The organism is Verrucomicrobiota bacterium (assembly GCA_019247695.1).
In the GTDB taxonomy this organism is placed as follows: domain Bacteria; phylum Verrucomicrobiota; class Verrucomicrobiia; order Chthoniobacterales; family JAFAMB01; genus JAFBAP01.
On record JAFBAP010000119.1, the window covers coordinates 1 to 21,297 of the forward strand.

Below are 21,297 nucleotides of genomic sequence, written 5' to 3' on the forward strand. Positions count from 1 at the left end.
CTCCAAGGTTGACACTCGCACCTAACCCCCATGCTGCCGCTCCGAACTCCGAACTCCGAACTCCGAACTCCGAACTCCTCTTCCTCTTCCGCCGTGGTCGCCGTGGCTCGCCGTGTTCGCCGTGTGAACTCTTACGTGGTGCCCGCCCTCCTCGCTGCGGCCGCCGTGTGACCGTGTGACCGTGTGACCGTTGCGCCCGGGACGTTTGATGTTAGCTTCCGTGTCCGCCGTATGAATTACAAAGATACGCTCAACCTGCCGAAAACCGAGTTCCCGATGAAGGCGAATCTGACGAGCCGGGAACCCGAGATTTTAGCTCGTTGGGAACGCGAGAACCTTTACGGAGCGATCCAGGAAAGCCGAAAAGGCGCGCCGCTCTTTGTACTTCATGACGGGCCGCCCTTTGCCAACGGCGACGTGCACATGGGAACGGCCCTCAACAAGGTGCTCAAGGATTTCATCGTTAAAAGCAAGACCATGCTGGGCTACCGTGCCCCCTACGTGCCCGGGTGGGACTGCCACGGTTTGCCGATTGAGTTCAAAGTCGTCAAGGAGTCGCGCGGGCTTTCTCCGTTGCAGGTGCGCCAGCGTTCGGAGGCGTACGCGCGGAAGTACATCGACATCCAGCGGCGGCAGTTCCGGCGCCTGGGTGTGCTCGGCGATTGGGACAGACCTTACCTGACGCTTGACCCGGCATACGAGGCGGAGATCCTGCGCGCATTTGCGGAATTGGTCCGTAAAGACCTGGTCTACCAAAGCAGGAAGCCGGTTTTTTGGAGCACCGGCGCCCAGACCGCACTGGCTGAAGCCGAGGTCGAGTACCACGAACGCGACGATCCTTCAATCTACGTTGGGTTCCCGATCGCTTCGGGCCCGCTTGCCGGCACGGCCGAGGCGGTCATCTGGACGACCACCCCCTGGACTTTGCCTGCTAATCTGGCCATTGCCGTCCATCCCAGGCTCACGTACGTCGTCCAGGGTTTTACGCACCCGGATTACCCCGGGACCCGCCGGTTTTTGCTTGCCCGGGAGCGCGTGAATGCCTTCAGCCGGGACACCGGGTGGGTGCCTGAAGGCGAACCCAAAACGAGGTTCGCCGGCAGCGATCTAGAAAAAACGGTTTGCCGCCACCCTTTCCTGCCGCGTGAATCGATCGTGTTACCGGGCGAATTCGTAACGACCGACTCCGGCACCGGCTGCGTGCACATTGCGCCGGGCCACGGTGAAGATGATTACGTGCTTGGTTTGAAGTACAACCTGCCCGTTTTCGCGCCGGTCGATGACAACGGCCGTTACACCCCGGAGGTCGGCGTACCCGAGTGGGTCGGCAAGTACGTGTTTGACGCCAACCACCAAATCGTTGAGCGGCTCAAACAGGACGGAAAATTGGTCGGCGTTCAGAACTACCGCCACTCTTACCCGCACTGCTGGCGCTCCAAGACCCCGGTGATCTTTCGTGCGGTCGAACAGTTTTTTATCCGCATCGATGCGATCAGGGCGCAGGCCTTGGCAGCGATTGACGGCGTTACCTGGTTGCCCGCCTGGGGCCGCAACCGGATGTACGCCACGGTCGAGTCCCGGCCGGACTGGTGCATTTCACGCCAGCGCACGTGGGGTGTGCCGCTGCCGGTCTTTTACCGCAACGGCGAACCGCAATTGAATGCCGATTGGGCAGCCGCCGTGGCCGACCTGGTGGGGGCCCGCGGTTCCAACGTCTGGTACGAACTTGACGATACGCAGATCACTGAAGTTCTCGGGCTTCCCGCGGGCTTGACCCGGCGTCCGGACACCCTTGACGTTTGGATCGATTCCGGCGTGAGCCACCTGGCCGTGCTACGGCATGACCCCGAACTGCGGTGGCCGGCGGACGTTTACATCGAAGCGACTGACCAGCACCGGGGCTGGTTTCAATCCTCCTTGCAGACCAGCGTTGCCCTTGAAGGCTCCGCGCCCTACCGCGAGGTCATCACCCATTCGTTCGTCGTCGACGTGGACAGCCGCCAGAAAATCTCCAAGTCCGCCCAGGGAACCTACGCCAGGCCGACTGAGGCTGAACATTTTGTAAAAAAGTTCGGGGCAGACATCGTGCGGCTCTGGGTTTCGAGCGTCAACTATGCCGACGAAGTGCCTTTCGGAGAACGGATGTTCGAGCAATTGACCGATACTTACCGCCGCATCCGGAACACGCTTCGCATCCTCCTGGCCAACCTCTACGATGACACTTCCTCCTCTGCCGGATCCGTTTCGCCGGCCCTGGTGGACCGGTGGATCCTGGGCCGCCTTGAACAGGTGATCGCGACATGCCGCGAGGCGTACGCCGCGTACGAGTTCCATCGGGTTTACCATGCCTTGAACCATTTTTGCGCCGTAGACCTGAGCAGCCTCTACATCGATATCACCAAGGACCGCATGTACTGCGACGCGCCTGAATCGCCGCGGCGGCGCGCTACCCAGGCCGTGATGCGGGCCGTCTACGAGGCCGTGACCCGCCTGGTCGCCCCGATCCTGGCTTTCACGGCTGAAGAGGCCTGGACGTACCTCGGCAAAGGTTCGTCCGTACACCTCGAGACCTTTCCGGAATCCCGGCCCGAACAGGTGGATGCGTCCGCGCTTCGCCAAGTGGATGCGCTGCTGCGCCTCCGCGGGTTGGTCGCGCAGGGAATCGAGGGCGCACGGCAGCGAAAAGAGATCGGCAACGGCCTGGAAGCACGCGTCCGGGTGGCACTCCCGCCCGATGATCCGGTGCATGCCGTCAACCGGGAGGAAGTTGAGGAGTTTCTCATCCTGAGCGATTTCGACCTGCAAACGACGGAGGGTGAACCGGCGGTGGAAGTGGGGCGGACCCCCTACCGGCGGTGCGAACGCTGCTGGCGGCACCGCCCGACCGTGGGCAGTGACCCTGATTACCCGGATCTTTGCGACCGGTGCGCGGAGGTGGTACGGACAACCAAGGTTGAGGTAGGCCGGTGAGGTACCTGCTCTTTTTGTCGTTGCCGCTGTTCCTGCTGGATCAGCTGACGAAGTGGCTCGTCTTGCAGGACATCGGGTTCGGCGCTGAAATACCGGTTATTCCCGGCTTTTTCAGCCTGGTCCACGTGACCAACACCGGCGCTGCGTTCGGCATGCTGCAAGGCAAGAACACCTTCTTCATCGTCCTTGCCGCCGTCGCCATGGTCGTCGTTGTAGGCCTCTTCTGGCTAAACCGCCCCTCCGCCAATCGAGCGGGCCCGGGTTTGACGGCGACGACCAAGGTCGCCTTGGCCTTGCTGCTGGCCGGTATCGCCGGCAACCTGGTCGACCGCCTCTGGCGCGGGCAGGTCATCGACTTTCTGCATTTTTACCACGAGCAGTACGAGTTCCCATCCTTCAACGTGGCGGACAGCTGCATTTCCGTCGCCGCCGCGCTGCTGATCCTTGGCTCAGTAATTTCCGGCAAAGACAAATCGGTGCCGGGCACCCGGAAACGCGTGTCGGGGGGAGTTCGGCGTTCGGAATTTGGGGTTCGGAGCTCGGATCCGCCACCTGACCGGTGAAACCTGTTAGACCGCATAGGCGGCCTTAGACCCAACGGGCCGGGGGACGGTTTGATGGCCTGAAGGGCCAAAGGATCTTAGCCTAGGGTTTCACCCCACTACCATTTAGTTAAGGATACAAGGCCGGGTATTGCTTTGGTCCCGCAGGGACGGCTTAGGTTAGGCAGGTACGTTCGACCGGCTTTCAGCCCCGAAGGGGCGGCAGAAGATAGCCCAGGGTTTACCCTGGGCTATGTTCTACCGGCTCGGTTGGGCCGAAGACAACATGTTACCTCGATGGTCATCGAAAGGGTATGATTGAGACTTGATCGATACGATCAGGGTCATTTTTCCTTGGACTTTTCGATGATCAGCTTTGCTGGAGCTCGATAAAGGCCCCTTCCCGGGACTGAAGTCTTCGGCTAAGGTCAAGCGTCCCGGGACGAAAGCACCCCCGTCCGCCGGCCGTGCGCCTGGGTTACAGGAGTTTCTCCACCAAGGCCAGCGCGTCGGCTTTCGTTCGCGTGTCTCCTTCCAACTGGCTGGTCTGCACGGCATCGAGGATCTCGCGGAACCGTGGCCCGGGGGTCAGGCCCATCGCGATCAGGTCGTGACCGGTGATGAGCGGCTTCGGGATCAGCGGTTCAGCCGCAAACTCCTCTCGTTTCTGTTCCAGAAAGTCGTAAACGCCGAGGTCCCCGTGACTTCCGGCGCAGTCCGCCCGGTGCAACTCCAGTTCGACCGGGAAAGTCGGACGCGCCATAAACCGGCGAAGCCTCGCCGGTCGCATCTGGGGCGCATCTTTGAAAACCATGTGGTTGCGCACCGCCTCCGCAACTGCGGAGATTTCCTCGTTCGAAAACCGCAGCCGCGTCATGATATCTTCGGCCATCTCCGCGCCCACCCGATCGTGCCCGTTGAACCGAATCCGGCCGCCCTCTTCCGGGTGAAAGGTTTTAGTGACCGGTTTCCCGATGTCATGCAAGAGAACGGCCCAGACCAGAGTCAACGGCGCGTCCGGAGACAGCAGGCTGAGCATCAGGCGCGTGTGCACATAGACATCGCCTTCCGGATGAAACTGTGGGGGCTGCTCGCAGCCACGCATTGCCTGCACCTCGGGCAGGATCACTTGCAGCAGGCCTGCACTTTCCAACCGGTCCAGACCGGCTACCCGGTTAGGGTCGAGGAAGACCTTGTTGAGTTCGTCCCGGATGCGTTCGGCACTTACCACCGTGATCTCGGCCGCCTGTTCCTGCAGGGCTTCCCAGGTGGCCGGTTCGATCTCGAACTGCAACGTCGTGGCGAACCGGACCGCTCTCAGCAATCGGAGGCGGTCTTCCAGGAAACGTTCCGCCGGCCGGCCGATCGCACGTATCAATCTGCGGGCAAGGTCCTCCCGGCCGCCGACGTAATCAATCACCTGCCCCGTGACCGGATTCAGAAACATGCCGTTCACGGTAAAGTCCCGCCGTTCCGCATCCTCTCTCGGGGTGGAAAAAACGACGCTCTCGGGCCGGCGGCCATCAACGTACTTGCCGTCGGCCCGAAAAGTCGCCACCTCAAACTCAAAACCCTGTTCCAGGACCCGAATGACGCCGAATTGCGCGCCGACCGGGACCGTACGAGAAAAGAGTCCCTGTACGATCTTCGGTTCGGCGGCCGTTACGATATCGATGTCCTTGGGCGAAACACCTCGTAGGGCATCACGCACGCAACCCCCGGCAAAGAAGGCGGTGTACCCGCATTGCTGGAGCCGGGCCACGATCGCAATCGCGACATCGCGCCTGCGCCTGCTGCGCTCTTCCGTGCGGTCTTCCTCCATCAGGCGGCTTCAGCGATCGAGGCGGACCCGGCCAGGTAGCGCAGGTCAGCCCTGGCAGCCTCCAGCGCCAAGTGCAGCGGCAAGTGCAGCTCCAGGTACACCTGGGCTAAAGCCGCGAACTGCTCATCCCGGTTCAGCGTTTCGCGAACCGACGTTATCTGGTCTTGCATGGATTGCTTTCTCCTTTCGTTTGTGTCCGTCTGCGACCAGAGGCATTAAAAAACCCCACCACTGGTTCGCAGCGGTGGGGTTATCGCAAATTTGTTTTTTAGTCGGTTTACGATGTCCTCACCGCAAGCGGGCGTTTGCATTGGCAAAGCGCAATGGCGTCATGCCATACCGATCCCGGCATCGCGGATCTCATTATCGTTGCCATGGCGGCGTGGCCCATCGAGCCCAAGGATACCAGCACAACGGGTAAGTGCAATAATTTAATAAGATTCATCAAGATTCAAAGGCGTTCCCCTGGCCGCCAGGTTCTCATTGTGAAGACGCTCTCATTTTGAAGACGTTCTCAAGATCTACCGTCTAAACCTCCCAAAACCTTCGCCGTAATCGGCCGGATGAAATCGGTCGGCGGCACGGCGGGAGCGAACGGGATCCCTTGCGTATGGAAACCACTATGGAACCGGCCTCGGAAGACAAAGTAAGGAGCGCTCGAGGAAAGCGCACAACGAGCGTCCGCCTGGATAACCTGGACGAACTCGAAAGCATCGTGCGTGACTTCGGATTTAAGGATCGCAGCCACTTCTTCCAGCTTTGTACGGACGCGCTCCTTCAGGTACATCACAACCACGGCCGGCTTGACTGGCCGCCGAAGTTTGTGGTTCGGGAGTAATCGCGCTCGCACCCGGCGCCGCGCTGCCGGCCTTCCCGGTGCGAACGGGATGTTTGTCCCCATCTGCTCCGGTCAAAGCGGACAATGAAAGGCGCACGGGCACCCTGGCCGGTGCGACCGGACGTTTGCACCCCCGAGACGCCTGACGGCTGGCGTCGCCCCGGGCCATCAAACCGCCTGGTCACCGTTTACCACAAAGGCAACCGTCTCAGAGAAAACCCCGGTCAGGGCTTCGGCCAGTTGGGCGGCGTCTTTCGCGATCAGTTCAGGGTTGGGCAACCCGGAGGTACTGGTCGCCTTCGCAACGTCGTACGCGATCGGTAATGCCTGCAAGAGGGCCTGGGCGTAAAAATCTTTGTAGGTCATAGGCCCTCTTTAGCCACGGCCCGATGACCGCTGCAACCCCGCACGTGCAAAAGGATGGTCATCGCCGATTCGTGCCTGGCTCCCCGGTGGAAAAATAATCCTCTGTTCCCGCCGGTTTTCACCGTTGACAGCCGGCGCGTGCCTGCCGGAATGTCCGGACCGAGTACCGTCCCGCGTTCCATAAACGCCGAACGACACCGTTGAAAAGCGCCCTTAGCTCAGCCGGATAGAGCAACGGATTTCTAATCCGTGGGTCGCAGGTTCGAGTCCTGCAGGGCGCGCATTTTCGAGTTATTAGAATGCAAGGACTTACGTTAGCTAAATTGTGCGGATGAATTTTGAAGTAGCTTGCGCTTAGACCATCGTTAGGTGAAACGGGAGCGTCTGGCCGATGGAGCCGCTCAAAGCCGGCATCAAGGCCGCCCGGGCCGGGGCGCTGCCCCAAAGCGCGCTCGCCAAGCCTTGCGCCTGCACCCTGACGCTCTGGGGCCGGCTGACCCGCTTTTTGGCTTATCCCGAAGTGGGACTCTCCAGGAGCGTGGCCGAAACCTCGATGCGGCCCGTGGCGTTGGGACGCCGTAACTGGACCCACACCGGCAGCAAAGAGGCCGGCCCGCGGGTCGCCACCCTCCTCTCGGTCATCGAAGCCTGCCGGGGCTTGGGCCTGCCGGTGCGCGAGTACCTGGCCTCGGTGCTGCCGGGGCTGGCCGACTTGCCCGTCCCGCGCGTGGCGGACCTCACACCCCGGGCCTGGGCGGCTCGCCAGTAACCACCCCCCTTGGCGCACCCGTCAAGGGTGGGGTTGCTCACACGCTTACCGGCGGTTAACCCGCCTTAGCAGCCGATTAACTCGGCAGGAGTAAGCGCCATCGGCCCCGAATCCCGAAGCTCGAGGAACGCAGCGCTTTAGAACTGCGACCGACTTTAAACCGGAGCGGCCCACGCCTCCATAAGTTGGAATCAGGTTAAAAATATCGTTCAAGATGGTCCTTTCCTTTTTGACTACGTGCGGCCGGGCTTTCGCTTTGGCCCGCCTGCTTGCGGGTCGTGTTTACTAACTCCAACGAGGAAAACGCGCCGAGACCTCAAAAATCGCGGGGACCGTAAAAAGACTTATTTATCGGCTAACCGTTGCGCGATCGCTGGGACGGCCGGGCGGGAGCGGCGGAGCTTACCCTTTCGAGTGATTGGCCGATGCCCTGCTGCGGTTAGTCACGTCGGACGTGACGAAGCCGCGGTCAGGAAAAGGTCTCCAACCCTTCCCGGAGCTCCGGGGCGCTAAGCGCGTGAGCGCCGCCGAATCGAGGGTATAAACGCGCCCCGCCCCGGACTTGAGCGCGCACTTTGACGTGAGCAGGTTGTAGACCTTCGCGTCGCCAAGGCCGCGCCGGGTCGCTTCCGACGCGGCCTCAAACTGCTCGGCCGCGCTCAGGGTCACTGACGCTCTCCGCAGGGTGGCTATGGATCGTTCGGGTTAGTGAACTTGAACACCACCCCGGCCGCCGCGCCCCCGGCGAAATCGCCCAGAAAATGGATCCAGATATTCGAAAATTGAACCAACTGCATGATGCCGATGCCTAGAGCCACGGCCGGGTTGAAGGCGCCGCCCGAGATCGGCCCCACGGCGAACGCGCCGGTCATCACGGTCATGCCGATGGCCAGCCCAAAAAAGGAATTGTTGGCGTAGGCTTTGGCCGTCGCGGTATTAAGCACGACGTAAGCGAGGGCAAAGGTGAAGAGAAACTCAGCCAGGAACGCTTGCGCCGCGCCGGTGATCTTGAGGGGCTTGCCCCAGCCCACGAGGAAGCCGACGACCAAAGCGGCCATGATCCCTGCTATTAACTGCGTGATCATGTAGGCAACCGCTTCCCTTGCCGGGCAGCGCCCACGGATGAACACGGCTAGGGTCACGGCCGGGTTATAGTGGCCGCCGGAGATGTGCCCGCCGGCGTAGACCATCACCATCAGCGCTGAACCGATGGCCAGCGGAGGAATGACGCCCGGCGCGGAGGGGATGCCCGTGCACCCGATGGTAAGCACCAGGAAAAAGGTGCCGATAAATTCGATGATGAGTTTGTTCATCGTCACTTGGTCGAGGACGAGTTTAGGTTTTATCGCGGGTTGGGTAGGTGCCATAACGTTGGGTGGATTTTGGGTTAGTTAGATGAATCGTGTTATCTGGCAGGGTGCTGAAAAAGTGGCGATCTGCCGGTTAGTTCGGGGGGTTCGGTTAGCAACGGCAAGTTAGGCGGGATATTGCGACCTTTCCTGCGCCCAAATTCAAGCATTTTCCTGATTTTAGGCACACCACGCCTCCCGCGGGCTCACGCCCGCACCACGGCCGGCGGCGGCGACACGCTCAGCTTGGCCGGCGGCTTTGCCGGTCAGCGAGCCAAGGAACTCGTTGAACAGCGCGTTGGGGGTCCGCATTTGGGCACGGTGCGCTTTCGGGTACGAGTTTTCGAGCGCGATTTGGGCGCTTAGTCTCACGCCGGGGGCCAGATTGGGCGGCTGGATTCGCCACGGAAATATTGTTCTGGGACGGGTTTTTCGTTACGAGCGCCTGTTTCGTGGCTGGAAGCGTGCAGAGAAAGGGCTTGGCAGGGACCGCCCGAGAGGTAAGGTTGATCTCCTCCTAAAACGGGTTTACTCGTCGGCACTCCCCCCCCTGCTGGGGCTGCACATGTACGCCCTTCGGCCCCGGGGGGGCGTCGCGATTACATTGCGCATAAAGGTCCGTTTGACTTCCGCTTCTCGCGTGAGGGCCGGCGCGAGCTGTCCCACCCTCCACAGACCACAGAATCGACACCATGAATGCAATCGGGGTTGTACAACGTTATTTCGAGGCCTGGAACCGCCACGAGGCCGACGCGGTCGTCGCGGCCTTCGCCGAAGGGGGCACCTACACTAATCCCATCACGGGCCCGGGAATATTGGGCGACCCTATCGCGAGAGGAGACGCGCATGGCTAAGGTCGATGTTTATGCCATAACCGACAAGCTGGACGACACGCTGCTCCAAGTCGCGGCTACACGCCTTGAAGCGCGCGGTCAGAATCCCCGCTTTCGGGCCATGCTCACCGAATACCTCGACGCCATGCGCATTGAGGCGGCCCGTACCGTCCTCGATCTCGGGTGCGGCACCGGCGTGGCCGCGCGCGCCATAGCACGGCGCAAAGGTTTTACGGGTCGAGTCACCGGCATAGACCTCAGCGCTGGACTCCTCCGGGTTGCGGAGCGCCTGAGCACGACCGAAGGGGTCCGTGACCAGATCGAATTCGTGCTGGGCGATACCCGGCGCCTGGCTCTCCCCGACGAAGCCTTTGATGCCGTGGTCGCCCATACGGTCGTCAGCCACGTGGACAATCCGCTACTCGCGCTTAAGGAAGCCGCGCGCGTGGTGAAACGCGGCGGCACCATCGGCATCTTCGACGGCGATTATGCATCCATCACGTTCGATCATCCGGATGCCATCAAAGGCAAGGCCTACGATGAAGCCTTAGTCAGCGCGATCGTGACCAACCCCCGCCTCATGCGGCAAATGCCCCGGTTGCTGAGGGAAGCCGGCCTGGAACTCGTGACGTCGTACCAGAATGTGCTGGCCGAGATCGGGCGGGCGGATTTCTGGCTCTCTGCGCTGGAGGCTTTTCGCAAACAGCTCCCCAAATCGGGAGCGATGAGCGAAGAGGAGGCCGCGGTATGGGTCGATGGACGGCTGGCAGATTCACGGAATGGAGTCTTTTTCGCCGCGTGCAATTTCTACAGTTACGTCGTGAGGCGCCCCAATTGACCCATTCGGGGAACGTAAAAACCGACATAATGCAGAGCATTTTAGCTTAGCGGCGCGGCGGAAGTACCCTTCCTAACCTCTGACGGCTGCTCAAGACGACGGTGGGCTCGAGGCGACGGTGAGCTAGAAATGCTCTGCATTTCGTGCACGGCCCCCTCTTTTGGTTTGCTCGCGAGAGCGGCAGCAGGTTGCCGCGCTAACCCGTTCCAGCGTACGTTTTGGTTCGGATATGATAGTGGGACCCCACGCCCATAACCCCCTGGCGGTCTATGCGAAGCTAATCGACCTCGTCGACGGCGGCCTGCCTCACCGAACCGCAAACGGCGAACCCATTCCCGAACCCACCCTGCGCTTGGTCCCTTAGAACGGGTGGGTGTTCAACAGGAGCCGCCGACAAGGGGCGGCAGCCGCTTGATGCCTGTGATAACCTTTTGGCAAAGGATGCTGATATGGTCACCGATCTCCAATCCCGACGATTCGCGTTCGACACGACGCGCCGTTACACCCTCGAGGAGTATCACCGGTTGGTCGAGGACGGCATCCTGGAAGAGGACGCCCGGGTGGAGCTGCTAGAGGGCCGAATCGTCGCCATGTCCCCGATCCGACCCAGGCACCAACGGATCGTGACCAAACTGTTCAAGACGTTTACGCGTCAGGAACGCGGGCGTTTCGTGGCCGAACAGGATTGCCCGTTGCCGATCCCTGACCACGACGAACCCGAACCTGACTTGGTGCTTTACCGGCCCGGCGCCGCCGATGAGCAGCGCCACGTGCGGCCGGCCGACGTCTTGTTGGTGGTGGAGGTGGCCCAAAGCACCCGCCGGCGCGACCCGGTCAAGAAAGCCGGGATTTATGAGGGCGCCAAGATCCTGGAATATTGGGTCGTGGACCTCAAGCGCGATGGCCTGCACGTCTTTACGCTCGTCGGCGAGCGCTACGAAACCAGAATCGTCAGGGAAGGCAAACTATCGCCGCAGGCCTTGCCGGGTATCGAGGTCGATGTGGGCACCCTGTTCGGCGGCGCTTGAGGGAGTGGTCCCCGAGTCCGTGGCAAGCCACTCAAGCCGGATAGAAAACCCCGGCCACTCAGCCGGGGTTCTGTTCCAAACCACGCAACCCACCCTAAATAGGTGTATTGTTGCCGGGAACTTACGCCTCCCCTCCCGGCCCGCAACCACACGCCGCAGATGGGCCTCGCATTTAACCAAGCTGATCCCCCGTTTGCCATGTACTCCAGCAGGTCATTGAGCGCCACGCGCCGGTGTTTACCGGCAAAGGTACAGGGGAGCTGATTGGATTTGATGAGCGACACCAGGTGCGGCCGCGACACGCCTAAAAGGTTGGCGGCGGCCTGGGTGGTGAGCTTTTGATCTTGCGGCACCAGCGTGATGACCTGGTGGTGCTCGATGATGCGTTTGACCTGCAAGAGCAGCTGGTAAATGTCCTCGGGCAGTTCGGTCCGGTTGCCCTGCGGGTCGACCAGGGCCGGGTGCTCGGGTTGATCCAGGGCGGACAAAAACCGGTTCAAGAGGTCCCGTTCCCGCTCATCCGACGGGGTCAGGTCCAGGAAGGTCGTGTCAAACCTGGAAGTCGTCGGTTTCATTTGTATTTTTGTGTCACGCCCCCGGCCTGGGTGACACAAGGGCTGTCACGCCTTGCGCGCGGCCTTGACCCCACCGGGGGCGAAAACGCGGCAGGCGCGGGCGGCTGCAAGGGCCGGGAGGCCGTTTTTGATGCCGGGGTTTGCCTTGCGACTTTGAGTACCGCAACCTGGGGCAATGGACGATGAGGACGTGGAATTACGCTTAGGACCGCCCTGGTTTTGCGATCGCTGCGGTCAGGCGATCGAGTCGGTGGAGCACGGGTGGGTCCGAGTGGCTCACCGGGCGTTTGCCGGACGGCAGTTTTTTTAGCGAAGACCTGCAATTGGTGCATCACCCGACGGCGCACAATAAGCGGGATGCAGACGGCGGGCTGAAATCGTCGTGCCAATACGACGAGAACCAAACTTATTCCGCGCGACAAATGACCGTCCCAGGCCATCACCTGGGCCACTTCCTTGGCGTGAACGGCTTATCGGAATTGCTTGCGCTACCCCGGACGCAAAAGCTGCCCTGGGAAGAGGCGGCCGAGATGATCCGGCGAACGTTGCGGCAGGCTTCCGTGACAGTCAAGGCACTAAAATGGGCCGCTTGAATTTGCGCCGCTCCTCGGGGGCGTCACGTAGGCATAATCGCTTTGCCAAGCGGGAGCCTTTAGACAATCCCCCCGGTCGCTTAGGCACTTTGGGGGATTTTAACCTACACGTTCCCTCACTTACGGTTAGAGTTTTGCATGTCGCGAAAGGCCAGGAAAGCAAAACGACGGGGCCCGCACCCGGCCCCTCCGCCGATGCTGAATGCGGCACAGGCCGCTTTGGCTCGCCGGCTCCAGGCCCGTGAGGCCAACATCACCTTGCGGGTTAACCCGCCCGGTGTCGAAAAAATGTCGGAGGTGTTGCTTCGCTTTGCTGACCCGATCCTGGATCGTTCGGCGCCCCTCGAAGAGATCCGGGCCACCTTACTTTTCGCGATGACCATTTGGAATTACGCGTTGCTGCCGGCCGAGGCACGCTCGGAGTCTAAGGGCCTGCTCAGAGAGGTCATCAGTGACCCGTGGGTGAGCTCCGTGGTGCAGCGGCTTCTCGAACGCAAGGCTCAGCTTTTTGCCGACAATCAACGGATGTTCTACGATCTCGAAGTCTACCAGAAGGGGGACGAGCTGAAGGTCAACGTCGTTTCTGCACTCCCGGGGTCACCAACCGCAGGCGGCGCCAAGAAGTCGGGCTCATCGTAGAAATGCCGTTGGTAAACAAACCCATTGGGCAAGCTACCCGGTTGTTTCTGGGGCGATAACGGAACCCCTTTTCGCACTCGTCCTTATGTGACTTTTCTGATCCGTTGCTCCCCAATACCCATGAACCACTTGGTTGCCCCGACGACCCGTGCGTCGAATCAGGGGAACCTTCTGACCGTACGGCGGATGCCACCGGTATTGGATCACCAAGTGTTGGCATCGGTATGCTGAATGTCGTTTGCTTCCGCTGCCGATTACAAAACAACGCCAGGCGACCGCTCAAGGGGTCCAACCCGAGACAATCGCGCGCCAAGCCATAGAGCCCGTCGAAGCCCTCGCGCAGATCGGTCGCGCCCACCGCCAAGTACGCCTTGGTCGCCGGGCCCGGGCCTCACATGGCTTGGCGGCCCTCCAACAGCCGGACTAGCCGGCCCAAGGTCCGTTCGTCAAACCCGGGGCCACCGCGATGCGCCGACTGCCGGCCAGCACCACTTCCAAGCCCGCGCCGGCGAAAAGTTGGTCCTTGCGCCCGTCCGCCGCGAGGTTTTTCATCCCTATTCCGATAAGCCGGAGGAGGGCATCTGGATCAATTGCTACGGCTACGAAAAGGCTTTTGGAGAGAAAGTCCGCGCCCTGGGCGAGCGCACGCGTCCACACGACCTTTACGACGTCGTCAATCTCTATCGCGATCTGGACACCAGGCCCACGGTTTCCGTGCTCCGCGACGTTCTCCAGCAGAAATGCGCGTACAAGGGCATTCCCATCCCCACCTACGAAGGGCTTTTATCCCACAGAGCCCTGCTTGAGCAGACCTGGGCTAACATGCTCGGCCACCGGCTTCCCGTGCTGCCGCCCTTGAACGATTTCTGGGAAACGGCCGTGGCGATAACCGATCTCGCCGCTTTGCCCGGAAACCGCTTCGAAGCCCTCCTAAGGCGTCAGGTCCGTACGCCCATCCTAACAAACACCCGCCCCGCCCGGTTGGATTTGCTGAAAGGGGATCGGAAAGGCCAGTACAGCATCCGCATCAACGATCAATGGCGGATCTGTCTTGAATGGCCGGCCGGCTCGCCCGGCCCTGAAAATGTTGAGATCGTGGACTATCACTGAAGAAAGAATGCTATGACACAGACACCGATACATCCCGGCGAACACCTGAAAGAGGAACTGGACGCACTCGGCATGAGCGCGGCCGAGCTCGCCCGTCACCTTGACGTGCCGACCAACCGCATCACGGCGATCTTGAACGGCCGCCGCGCCATTACGGGCGACACCGCTTTGCGCCTATCCCATTTCTTCGGCACCAGCGCGGAATTCTGGCTCAATCTGCAGAGCCTTTACGAGCTGCGCTTGGCGCAGAAGAAAGTTGTCAAGGCTATCGACCGTTTACCGACCCTGAAAAAGCTCGAACACGCACACGCCTAAAATCCCGCGGCCGGCGCCCGTCCATCGGCCAGAATTGACGACCATCATGAGGTCACTGACGTACACAGACCAAGCCGAATTTGAAAAGCTGTTCGAAATGTCCGGCGGCTGCGTTGCCGGCTTGTCACGTTGAAGAAAACCTCTCCTCATCCTCACCGACAGATCCCGACCCCGAAAAGCAAAAACAGATCGAACGCTGCAAACAGATGGCCACCCGGCTCGTAGCCGGCAAAGTCAATCTCGGCCATCTCAAGGAAACCGCGACGATATCGGACGCCAGGCATCTCGCCGAGCAGATCAGACGCACGGAGCAATCCGTCGAATCCGATCCGGAATTAGCGATCGGAACCGCGAAAGAACTGGTCGAAACCTGCTGCAAGACCATCCTCGCCGAACGCGGAAAGCCTGTCGCCGGCACGCCGGACATGCCATCGCTCCTGAAGGAGACATTCAAAGAACTCAGGCTCGTCCCGGAAGGCATCCATGAGGCCCACCCGCGGCAGCGATACAATTAAACGGCGCTTGAGTAACCCTGACACCATCGGCAACGGCTTGGCCGAGCTGCGTGGCCTTTACGGTACTGGTCACGGAAAGCACGCCAAAACCGGCGGGCTTAGCGTACGGCATGCCAAGCTTGCGGTCGGTGCCGCCGCGACACTGCCAACGTTTCTTTTCGACGCCCACAAAGAAACGATGCCGGGATCCCATTAATTGTCCCTATCTCTACGATCTACCACTATGGCTTCTGCACGAGCTTCCGCACGTTCCTTCAAAATGAAGTTATCAACTCCATCGATATACACCCGGGCCTTTCCCGTTTCTTCATCGAAGCGCAACTGGACCGATGCCGTCTGACGATGCCGGTTTCACGGTTTTCGATCATCGGAACCATTTTAACATTGGCGAATCCATCCTGACCTGGCCTGGCAGCCATTCCGTGACGCCAGAGGCATTTATTACTAAAAACCATGTTATGCTACAATATTCTCATTGCGATAACAGCCCAGGTGAGTAAATGAGCACCGATACCCAGCAAGAGTCGATCACGTGTGATTACTCTGGTCGTGCAATCACGGAAAACACGTTTGGCGTGGGCGTCGAGTTTATCGATAAACGTCGTTTTGATGCCCCTGAAGATCGCGCCTGCCATTTCGGCAGCATGGGTTGCCTCGATGCATGGGAACGCGACCGGGCCCGCACTTAGGATTACATTCCTATAATCTATATTATTACATCGCCATATCTCCTAACTAATACTACAGTTGTACCCGCTCTGAAAGTGCGCTTCATTGGGCGTTGCGTCCCTCTCGCAGTTCGAACCTAAGCAAGCCCGGTTGCGCACGACCCTGCAGGCGGCCCTCGCGCGCTGGGCGCCCCATTTCCCCAACCCGGCCGCGCGCCACGGCGGCCGCCTACCTCCAAAGCATGTTCGCGTACCGTCGAGCGCAAAAACAGTTGGCAACTGGCCGAAGCTGCCGGTCTGGCCAACCCCTATCCCTTCCAGCACTTACTCGGCCGCGCGCAATGGGATGCCGAGGCCGTGCGTGATGCCCACCGCCAAGACGTGCTGGCCGGTTTGGGCCAAGACGATGCGATGAAACTCGATGCGGCCCGTGGCGTTGGGACGGCGTAACTGGATCCACATCGGTAGCAAAGAGGCCGGCCAGTACCCAGCCCGGGTCACGCCGGCGGCCGTTCCGGGCTCAGTGTGCGCCTTTGAGTGCCGCCATGACCTGCCGGTGGTCTTCTCCCCCACCCCGGCGGCCGCGGCCCGGCTGATGGAGCGTTTGGCCTTCTATTTTGCCCAGGAATGCGTCGAGGCCGCCAACGGGCTTTGGCGGGCGTCGACGGCTCCGTATCCCCACCGCCACTACACCCCATACGGGCCCGGAACGGCACCTCCGGGCGGGCTCGGGCTGGCGAATGGTCGCGCCGGGCCGGCCCGGGCCGGGCGTCGCGTGGCTCAAGGCCTCTGCGGGTTCCCGAGGCAGAAGCCCGGGGTGCGTCACGAAAACAGCGCCCCGACATCAATCGCCACGTCCGGGTAGGCCTGGGGTGAAAGTGGGGGTCCGCCCGACACGAAGGCCTCGGACGCGTAGGAGGGCGGCAAGTAGCGCAATACCTGGCGGCCCTGCACATCGAGGACCCAGTATTCGGCCACCCCGGCCCGGTGGTAATCCCAGAGCTTCTTGTGGGCGTCGTGGTGCAGGGTCGTGTCGGAAACCTCGACGAGGAGCTTCACTTGCGCCGGGAGCGCGGCGGGCGCCCCTTCGGGCGGTTCGGCCTCCCGCAACATCAGGTCGGGCCAAACCTCGGCGTGTTCGCTCAGGATCAGGCCCCCCGCCCAAATGCAAAGCCCGGGGCCTTCGTGTCGGAGGAATTGGCGTTCCAGGCGCCTCAAGGCGCGCACGTGCGGGGTGCCGGGGATGGGCATGATGTAGATCTGGCCGTCGAGCAGCTCGTGCCGCTGGTCGGAGTCGAGGAGCGGAAACAGGGCGTGGAAATCCCGGACTGTGAGTTTGTAAGTCTCGACCGTTTTGGGGGCGTGGCTCATGGCTGCCCTTCGATGATAACCGGCACGCGCTCGTTGGCCAAGCGTTCGGCACGTTCCTTTCCTTCGCCCAGGCTGAAACCGTCGATTTCCCAAACCCCCAGGGGCCAATCCGCCGGGCAGGTATGCCACACTTGCAGCAGGTACCCCCTGCCGGGTTCAAGCGCTGCGCTAATTTCGAAAACGTATTGACTTCACTCGGCCGCGTGCAGTTCCGCGGGCTCGGGTACCGCCTCGGTCCAGGTCAGTCGGGGTTCGGTGGCCGGCATTTTGCTTTATTAAGTTTAAAATTTCTTAATTTTAAAAGTTATCAAACGGCTAAGTTGCTTATCCCCTCCCCTCCCCGTCCGGTCCGGTTCCTCATCGAACGCGGCACGGATCTCCTCGTCAGTCCACTGGCGGGAAGCGCACAGCCGGAAGGCCAGACGCACCGTTATAACGATTTCGGCTGCCATTCTTAACCCTAAAGAAGAACTGGATATCAAGGACGCCGGCGGTGCCGTTAAAGGCTGGGCGGTCTTTCCCGGCGTGCGTGAGGAGCTCGTTGAGCCCGCCCTACGCAAGATGGCAGTGCAACGTCAAATCGAGGCCCGACTACAAGAGGACCCAAAGAGCGGCCGAGTGATGGTTTTAAGATCCACGCTGTCAGAGTTGAGGGCCGAGTTAAAAGCCGCTGGTCACGATTTCAAAATCGACCAACTGCGTGACGCTCTGGAGGTGCTCCGCCGTGCGATGCTCGACGGAGGGCTATCCCCTCGCCCTCACGGCTTGGCTCGAAGGTGACCAAGCCGAAGTGACCGTCATGTACCGCGCCGAGGACGACGAGGCTCTCACGGTCACCTCGTACCGCTTTTGTGCGTCACGCCAAAGCCTGCAACCCACCGGCGCTTATGCGTTTGTCCCCGCCTAAAACGCCTGCGGCGCGGCGCGCCCTGTCTTACCTTCGCCGCCGGCCCGGAGCTGCGTAGGGCCGGCGCACTTTGAACTGTGGGGGTTATTGACCCGTTAAGGCCGGTAGCCGAAGGCGAGAGCCAACCGCCGAGAACGGGCCTCACCGGCAGCTCGTCGGAGGCGGTTGTCAATAACCCCCCTTTTCTGGCCTCTGCGGGACGGTGCCTCAGGCGCGCAGGACGGTCAGGCCGGCGCGCTCGAAAGGCGCCGCCAGCTCCTCGGGCACCTTGGCCTCCACGATCAGGCCGCTGACCTCGCTCAACGGGGCAATCACGTACGCCGAGGCGGCGTGGAGCTTCTCCGACGAGGCCAGCACGAAAGTTTCGGCCGCTCGACGGCTTAAGGCCCGCTTCACGTGCGCTTCCTCCAGGTCACCGGTCGAAAGGCCCGCTTCCGGGTGAATGCCCGTCACGCCCATGAAGAAGGTGTCAGCCCGCACTTGACCTGCAGCCTCGATGACCGCCGCGCCGACGCTGACCACCGAATGCTTGAAAAGCCGGCCGCCGAGTACCACCACTTCCACCAGGGGGTGCGCCACAAGCTCGACGGCGATCGCGGGGCTATGCGTGACGATGGTGGCGCGAAGGTCGGGGGCCAAGTGCCGGGCCACCTGCACCGCCGTGGTGCCCCCGTCGAGGATGACCACCTGCCCGGGCCGGACCAGGCCGGCGGCGGAACGGCTGATCCTATACCATTCAGGCAGCTATCTCGGTAGAATGCCGGGTCAGCGGGGCGTCGCCGCCGGAGGACGCTCCGCACCCCCTCCCCCGGAATTCTACCCAAATCATTGTCACAGGGTATAAGTCCCTGGCTGCACTCAATCATCCCTCCGGGGCAAAGACAGCTCAACGGACGTGAAAACCGGTGTATCTGTAACGGGGACCGATTCGCACGGGATTATATTGCTGCGAAGATTGACACCGGTAGCACGAGTTCATAAAAGGTAACACCAGATGAGCCTTGCCGGAGCGCCTTCTCTTGGCGTCGCGATCTCCCCGCCATGAACCAGATACCAATCTCTTTCTTGGACTTGACTGCATTTGCGGCGCGAAAACACCGCTTGGCGAACAAATGGCGAAACCGTCTGCAACCCTATTTGGCGATGCTAGCGGTAAGTTGCGCGATTCAGACTTTTCCCGCGATCGCGCAACCAGCGAGTACGGAATTGACGCCCATAACGATCACCGGTTACGGCGAGCCGCCTAAAACGGCGCTTCTCGATAGCCCCACCGCGAATCCGGCGTCCACGACGCCGCTCACCTATTCCGATGCCGACAAGCGCAATGTTCGCACCTACGGTGACCTGCTTCGTCCGGTCACCGGGGTGACCGTCGTTCAGTTTGACCAAGGAGGCACCCCGTATGGAATCACTTTGCGCGGTTACTCCAACGGTGATCACGGGCACGACATCGGCTATATGGTCGACGGCGTTCCGCTCAATTTGATCGGTGAAAACACGGGAATAAATGGTGATGCCAATCTGAACCCGCTCATTCCCGTATTAGTGGATCGCGGGATCCTGACCCGTGGGCCATTCGACGTGCACGACGGCCCGTTTGCGCTGGCCGGTTCCTTGGACATTACCACGCTCGACCACCCGGCGTCGGGGCTGACCGCCTCAGGCGGAAGTTTCGGCGCAGCACAGGGCTTTGGACTTTTCGGATTCAATGCAGGACCGGTGAGCGGTTCTGGTTCGATAATGGCCTCTTCATCGCCAAGCTACCGGGACAATACCGATTTTCATCAGATCAACACCTTCGACAAAGTTATTTTTCCCCTATTGGGCGGCACGGCTTCGGTGCGGGCACAGGTCTATTCGATGGACTCCGGTTCGCCGGGCTACATCAGCAGAACGCTGGTTGAATCGGGCGCCTTGAGCCCGACGGCAGCCGTTAACGCGACCGATGGTTTTAACACCACCGAGGAGAATGTTGTCTTCAATTACCGGCAAAATGGCGATGAGCCTTTCAAGGCGACCGCCTATTTCATGAACGACACGCTCAAACGTTGGTCGGATTTCAACGTTATCCCAACGAACCCTGCGTTGCCTGGACAGGGCCTAAACTCCGACCAGCGGATTACCTTTGGCGGAAATTTGGAAAACTACTTCCTCTGGCAATTGCCCCGAGGAATGGGTGCGGACCTGATCTTGGGCGTCGGCGAGAGATCGACTTTTGCGCGGGAAGCCTCGTTCAATACCATCGCGCGCGATCCCGTGGGCCCCCCGACCGCGGCGGTTGATTTTACGGTGCACAATCCGTTTGGGTACGCGCAACTCGACTTCAAGCCTCTCCCTTGGATAAAACTGACCGGCGCGGTCCGGTACGACATTTTATTTTACCAGGTGAACGACATCGTCGACCGGATAAACGTTTCGCCCACGCTCGGCGTTGCCAGTCCTAAAGCCGGTCTCAGCATCACGCCGGTCTCGGGGCTTGACCTCTTCGCCAATTTCGGCGAAGGATTCCGGCCGCCGGATCCCTTCTCTGAGCTGCCTTTCAACCAGCATCTCCCCGTTGCCAAAAATGAGTCCGTAGAAGCTGGGGTCCAATACAATTCGCCCAACGGCATTTGGCAGTTTCTCGGTGACGTTTTTCATACGCGTTTCTCGAACGAGATTCTGGCCGGCGCGCCGGGCACGCCATCAACGACGTTGGGACCTTCGGAACGCGATGGGTTTGATATCGAGGCACGGGTGGTGCTCTACACGCATGGCCGAGCGTTGCTCTCTGTCTTTGGTAGCTATAGCGCCGTACACGCCTACCTGCTGCCCCGCGTAGGCAGCGGTTCGAGCATACCCAATGTCCAGGATTTTCTAGGCAAGTACGGTTGCGATCTCACGCTGCCGCTGCCCTCCATTGATTCTCCCCACATTTTCAGCGTGTCGGTCTACCAAGAGATTGTCGGACCGGAGCCCTTGAACACCTTTCGCTCGGTCTCGACGAGAACGTTTTCTCGCATTACGGCAAACTTAAACTACACGAACAAGAACTTGAAGGGATTCAGTGCATTCGTGAATTTCATTGTTTACCCCGATCGCCGCGATGACGAGACGGCGTTCAATTTGGGCAGTGATACAGCTCCACTGGTTGGCGTTTCGCCCAAAGCACCCGTGAGCGTGCAGGGCGGCGTCTTCATGCCATTTTAAGCAACCATGTCGAAGGCGTTCTAATCTTTTCATCCCAACCTGGGGATCCCAACTGCGCTT

The 21,297-nt window shown here is 60.7% G+C and carries 27 protein-coding genes, 1 tRNA gene and 1 pseudogene; 18 read left to right on the forward strand and 11 right to left on the reverse strand.

All coding sequences use genetic code 11. The features are described 5' to 3' along the window. The first annotated feature begins 231 nt into the window (after positions 1–231). Both ileS and lspA read left to right on the forward strand, forming a co-directional pair. Positions 232–2,970 (forward strand): isoleucine--tRNA ligase, encoded by a 2,739-nt coding sequence (gene ileS / locus JO015_14445; GenBank protein MBW0000298.1) that lies wholly within the window; start codon positions 232–234, stop codon positions 2,968–2,970. Then, positions 2,967–3,533 (forward strand): signal peptidase II, encoded by a 567-nt coding sequence (gene lspA / locus JO015_14450; GenBank protein ID MBW0000299.1) that lies wholly within the window; start codon positions 2,967–2,969, stop codon positions 3,531–3,533. Before ileS ends, lspA begins: the two co-directional genes overlap by 4 nt. A gap of 457 nt (positions 3,534–3,990) precedes the next feature. On the opposite strand, the gene JO015_14455 is transcribed toward lspA, so the two are convergent. After that, on the reverse strand, positions 3,991–5,334 hold the full coding sequence (locus tag JO015_14455; protein ID MBW0000300.1) for a CCA tRNA nucleotidyltransferase: 1,344 nt from the start codon (positions 5,332–5,334) through the stop codon (positions 3,991–3,993). Beyond that, positions 5,334–5,504 (reverse strand): hypothetical protein, encoded by a 171-nt coding sequence (locus tag JO015_14460; protein MBW0000301.1) that lies wholly within the window; start codon positions 5,502–5,504, stop codon positions 5,334–5,336. Before JO015_14460 ends, JO015_14455 begins: the two co-directional genes overlap by 1 nt. A 452-nt stretch (positions 5,505–5,956) precedes the next feature. Between JO015_14460 and JO015_14465 the strand changes: the two genes are divergently transcribed. Further along, the gene (locus tag JO015_14465) at positions 5,957–6,172 is read left to right on the forward strand and encodes a hypothetical protein (protein ID MBW0000302.1); all 216 of its coding nucleotides are present in this window, start codon (positions 5,957–5,959) and stop codon (positions 6,170–6,172) included. 168 nt (positions 6,173–6,340) lie between these two features. On the opposite strand, the gene JO015_14470 is transcribed toward JO015_14465, so the two are convergent. Continuing rightward, on the reverse strand, positions 6,341–6,538 hold the full coding sequence (locus tag JO015_14470; GenBank protein ID MBW0000303.1) for a hypothetical protein: 198 nt from the start codon (positions 6,536–6,538) through the stop codon (positions 6,341–6,343). 207 nt (positions 6,539–6,745) lie between these two features. Between JO015_14470 and JO015_14475 the strand changes: the two genes are divergently transcribed. Both JO015_14475 and JO015_14480 read left to right on the forward strand, forming a co-directional pair. After that, positions 6,746–6,819 (forward strand) — tRNA-Arg (locus JO015_14475). A gap of 110 nt (positions 6,820–6,929) precedes the next feature. After that, the gene (locus JO015_14480; protein MBW0000304.1) at positions 6,930–7,307 is read left to right on the forward strand and encodes a transposase; all 378 of its coding nucleotides are present in this window, start codon (positions 6,930–6,932) and stop codon (positions 7,305–7,307) included. Between the two features lie 402 nt (positions 7,308–7,709). Here the strand turns inward: JO015_14480 and JO015_14485 are convergent, their stop codons facing one another. The 3 genes from JO015_14485 to JO015_14495 form a co-directional block, all read right to left on the reverse strand. Further along, entirely contained in the window at positions 7,710–7,976 is a 267-nt protein-coding gene (locus tag JO015_14485; protein ID MBW0000305.1) for a hypothetical protein, read from the reverse strand. Positions 7,977–7,996: 20 nt separating this feature from the next. Then, complete coding sequence (locus JO015_14490; protein ID MBW0000306.1) at positions 7,997–8,620, reverse strand: aquaporin; 624 nt, start codon at positions 8,618–8,620, stop codon at positions 7,997–7,999. A gap of 216 nt (positions 8,621–8,836) precedes the next feature. Beyond that, positions 8,837–9,028, reverse strand: coding sequence for a hypothetical protein (locus JO015_14495; protein MBW0000307.1), 192 nt, complete (start codon positions 9,026–9,028; stop codon positions 8,837–8,839). 320 nt (positions 9,029–9,348) lie between these two features. Between JO015_14495 and JO015_14500 the strand changes: the two genes are divergently transcribed. From JO015_14500 to JO015_14510, 3 genes are all read left to right on the forward strand, one after another. Next, entirely contained in the window at positions 9,349–9,510 is a 162-nt protein-coding gene (locus JO015_14500; protein ID MBW0000308.1) for a nuclear transport factor 2 family protein, read from the forward strand. Beyond that, entirely contained in the window at positions 9,503–10,327 is an 825-nt protein-coding gene (locus JO015_14505) for a methyltransferase domain-containing protein (protein ID MBW0000309.1), read from the forward strand. Before JO015_14500 ends, JO015_14505 begins: the two co-directional genes overlap by 8 nt. A gap of 449 nt (positions 10,328–10,776) precedes the next feature. Then, a complete protein-coding gene (locus JO015_14510; GenBank protein MBW0000310.1) occupies positions 10,777–11,355 on the forward strand; it encodes a Uma2 family endonuclease in 579 nt (192 codons plus the stop codon). On the opposite strand, the gene JO015_14515 is transcribed toward JO015_14510, so the two are convergent. After that, the gene (locus JO015_14515) at positions 11,262–11,930 is read right to left on the reverse strand and encodes a helix-turn-helix domain-containing protein (protein MBW0000311.1); all 669 of its coding nucleotides are present in this window, start codon (positions 11,928–11,930) and stop codon (positions 11,262–11,264) included. The genes JO015_14510 and JO015_14515 overlap by 94 nt on opposite strands. Positions 11,931–12,352: 422 nt before the next feature. On the opposite strand from JO015_14515, the gene JO015_14520 reads away from it, so the two are divergent. Both JO015_14520 and JO015_14525 read left to right on the forward strand, forming a co-directional pair. Then, a complete protein-coding gene (locus tag JO015_14520) occupies positions 12,353–12,523 on the forward strand; it encodes a hypothetical protein (GenBank protein ID MBW0000312.1) in 171 nt (56 codons plus the stop codon). Between the two features lie 195 nt (positions 12,524–12,718). Next, positions 12,719–13,162, forward strand: coding sequence for a hypothetical protein (locus JO015_14525; protein ID MBW0000313.1), 444 nt, complete (start codon positions 12,719–12,721; stop codon positions 13,160–13,162). Here the strand turns inward: JO015_14525 and tnpB are convergent. After that, entirely contained in the window at positions 13,095–13,520 is a 426-nt protein-coding gene (gene tnpB, locus JO015_14530; protein ID MBW0000314.1) for an IS66 family insertion sequence element accessory protein TnpB, read from the reverse strand. The genes JO015_14525 and tnpB overlap by 68 nt on opposite strands. Positions 13,521–13,678: 158 nt before the next feature. On the opposite strand from tnpB, the pseudogene JO015_14535 reads away from it, so the two are divergent. The 6 genes and pseudogenes from JO015_14535 to JO015_14560 all read left to right on the forward strand — a co-directional run bounded on the left by JO015_14535 (position 13,679) and on the right by JO015_14560 (position 15,791). Next, positions 13,679–13,849: pseudogene (locus JO015_14535) on the forward strand (nucleotidyl transferase AbiEii/AbiGii toxin family protein). A gap of 135 nt (positions 13,850–13,984) precedes the next feature. Further along, a complete protein-coding gene (locus JO015_14540; protein ID MBW0000315.1) occupies positions 13,985–14,272 on the forward strand; it encodes a type II toxin-antitoxin system RelE/ParE family toxin in 288 nt (95 codons plus the stop codon). Positions 14,273–14,284: 12 nt separating this feature from the next. Continuing rightward, positions 14,285–14,587: a HigA family addiction module antidote protein gene (locus JO015_14545; GenBank protein ID MBW0000316.1), complete on the forward strand. Its 303-nt coding sequence runs from the start codon at positions 14,285–14,287 to the stop codon at positions 14,585–14,587. 206 nt (positions 14,588–14,793) lie between these two features. Further along, complete coding sequence (locus JO015_14550) at positions 14,794–15,102, forward strand: hypothetical protein (GenBank protein ID MBW0000317.1); 309 nt, start codon at positions 14,794–14,796, stop codon at positions 15,100–15,102. Beyond that, entirely contained in the window at positions 15,071–15,298 is a 228-nt protein-coding gene (locus JO015_14555) for an abortive infection family protein (GenBank protein MBW0000318.1), read from the forward strand. The genes JO015_14550 and JO015_14555 overlap by 32 nt, the downstream gene beginning before the upstream one ends. A 304-nt stretch (positions 15,299–15,602) precedes the next feature. Then, complete coding sequence (locus JO015_14560) at positions 15,603–15,791, forward strand: hypothetical protein (GenBank protein MBW0000319.1); 189 nt, start codon at positions 15,603–15,605, stop codon at positions 15,789–15,791. A gap of 303 nt (positions 15,792–16,094) precedes the next feature. Here JO015_14560 and JO015_14565 read toward each other — a convergent pair whose 3' ends face one another. Further along, positions 16,095–16,232: a hypothetical protein gene (locus tag JO015_14565; protein ID MBW0000320.1), complete on the reverse strand. Its 138-nt coding sequence runs from the start codon at positions 16,230–16,232 to the stop codon at positions 16,095–16,097. Positions 16,233–16,592: 360 nt separating this feature from the next. After that, on the reverse strand, positions 16,593–17,141 hold the full coding sequence (locus JO015_14570; GenBank protein MBW0000321.1) for a Uma2 family endonuclease: 549 nt from the start codon (positions 17,139–17,141) through the stop codon (positions 16,593–16,595). 724 nt (positions 17,142–17,865) lie between these two features. Between JO015_14570 and JO015_14575 the strand changes: the two genes are divergently transcribed. After that, positions 17,866–18,048: a hypothetical protein gene (locus JO015_14575; protein ID MBW0000322.1), complete on the forward strand. Its 183-nt coding sequence runs from the start codon at positions 17,866–17,868 to the stop codon at positions 18,046–18,048. Between the two features lie 207 nt (positions 18,049–18,255). Here JO015_14575 and JO015_14580 read toward each other — a convergent pair whose 3' ends face one another. Further along, positions 18,256–18,792, reverse strand: a complete 537-nt coding sequence (locus tag JO015_14580) for a hypothetical protein (protein ID MBW0000323.1) — start codon at positions 18,790–18,792, stop codon at positions 18,256–18,258. A 297-nt stretch (positions 18,793–19,089) separates the two neighbouring features. Between JO015_14580 and JO015_14585 the strand changes: the two genes are divergently transcribed. After that, positions 19,090–21,237 (forward strand): TonB-dependent receptor, encoded by a 2,148-nt coding sequence (locus JO015_14585; protein ID MBW0000324.1) that lies wholly within the window; start codon positions 19,090–19,092, stop codon positions 21,235–21,237. Positions 21,238–21,297: the final 60 nt, after the last annotated feature.

Excerpts from the sequence above, each read along its gene's own strand:
- JO015_14555 (MBW0000318.1), top strand. The coding sequence starts at position 15,071 with ATGAGGCCCACCCGCGGCAGCGATACAATTAAACGGCGCTTGAGTAAC.
- JO015_14490 (MBW0000306.1), bottom strand. The coding sequence starts at position 8,620 with ATGAACAAACTCATCATCGAATTTATCGGCACCTTTTTCCTGGTGCTT.
- JO015_14455 (MBW0000300.1), bottom strand. The coding sequence starts at position 5,334 with ATGGAGGAAGACCGCACGGAAGAGCGCAGCAGGCGCAGGCGCGATGTC.
- JO015_14565 (MBW0000320.1), bottom strand. The coding sequence starts at position 16,232 with ATGTGGATCCAGTTACGCCGTCCCAACGCCACGGGCCGCATCGAGTTT.
- JO015_14480 (MBW0000304.1), top strand. The coding sequence starts at position 6,930 with ATGGAGCCGCTCAAAGCCGGCATCAAGGCCGCCCGGGCCGGGGCGCTG.
- JO015_14500 (MBW0000308.1), top strand. The coding sequence starts at position 9,349 with ATGAATGCAATCGGGGTTGTACAACGTTATTTCGAGGCCTGGAACCGC.
- JO015_14510 (MBW0000310.1), top strand. The coding sequence starts at position 10,777 with ATGGTCACCGATCTCCAATCCCGACGATTCGCGTTCGACACGACGCGC.
- JO015_14545 (MBW0000316.1), top strand. The coding sequence starts at position 14,285 with ATGACACAGACACCGATACATCCCGGCGAACACCTGAAAGAGGAACTG.
- JO015_14525 (MBW0000313.1), top strand. The coding sequence starts at position 12,719 with ATGCTGAATGCGGCACAGGCCGCTTTGGCTCGCCGGCTCCAGGCCCGT.
- JO015_14505 (MBW0000309.1), top strand. The coding sequence starts at position 9,503 with ATGGCTAAGGTCGATGTTTATGCCATAACCGACAAGCTGGACGACACG.
- JO015_14465 (MBW0000302.1), top strand. The coding sequence starts at position 5,957 with ATGGAACCGGCCTCGGAAGACAAAGTAAGGAGCGCTCGAGGAAAGCGC.
- JO015_14560 (MBW0000319.1), top strand. The coding sequence starts at position 15,603 with ATGAGCACCGATACCCAGCAAGAGTCGATCACGTGTGATTACTCTGGT.
- JO015_14520 (MBW0000312.1), top strand. The coding sequence starts at position 12,353 with ATGACCGTCCCAGGCCATCACCTGGGCCACTTCCTTGGCGTGAACGGC.
- JO015_14460 (MBW0000301.1), bottom strand. The coding sequence starts at position 5,504 with ATGCAAGACCAGATAACGTCGGTTCGCGAAACGCTGAACCGGGATGAG.
- ileS (MBW0000298.1), top strand. The coding sequence starts at position 232 with ATGAATTACAAAGATACGCTCAACCTGCCGAAAACCGAGTTCCCGATG.
- JO015_14570 (MBW0000321.1), bottom strand. The coding sequence starts at position 17,141 with ATGAGCCACGCCCCCAAAACGGTCGAGACTTACAAACTCACAGTCCGG.
- JO015_14470 (MBW0000303.1), bottom strand. The coding sequence starts at position 6,538 with ATGACCTACAAAGATTTTTACGCCCAGGCCCTCTTGCAGGCATTACCG.
- JO015_14515 (MBW0000311.1), bottom strand. The coding sequence starts at position 11,930 with ATGAAACCGACGACTTCCAGGTTTGACACGACCTTCCTGGACCTGACC.
- JO015_14540 (MBW0000315.1), top strand. The coding sequence starts at position 13,985 with ATGCTCGGCCACCGGCTTCCCGTGCTGCCGCCCTTGAACGATTTCTGG.
- JO015_14585 (MBW0000324.1), top strand. The coding sequence starts at position 19,090 with ATGAACCAGATACCAATCTCTTTCTTGGACTTGACTGCATTTGCGGCG.
- JO015_14550 (MBW0000317.1), top strand. The coding sequence starts at position 14,794 with ATGGCCACCCGGCTCGTAGCCGGCAAAGTCAATCTCGGCCATCTCAAG.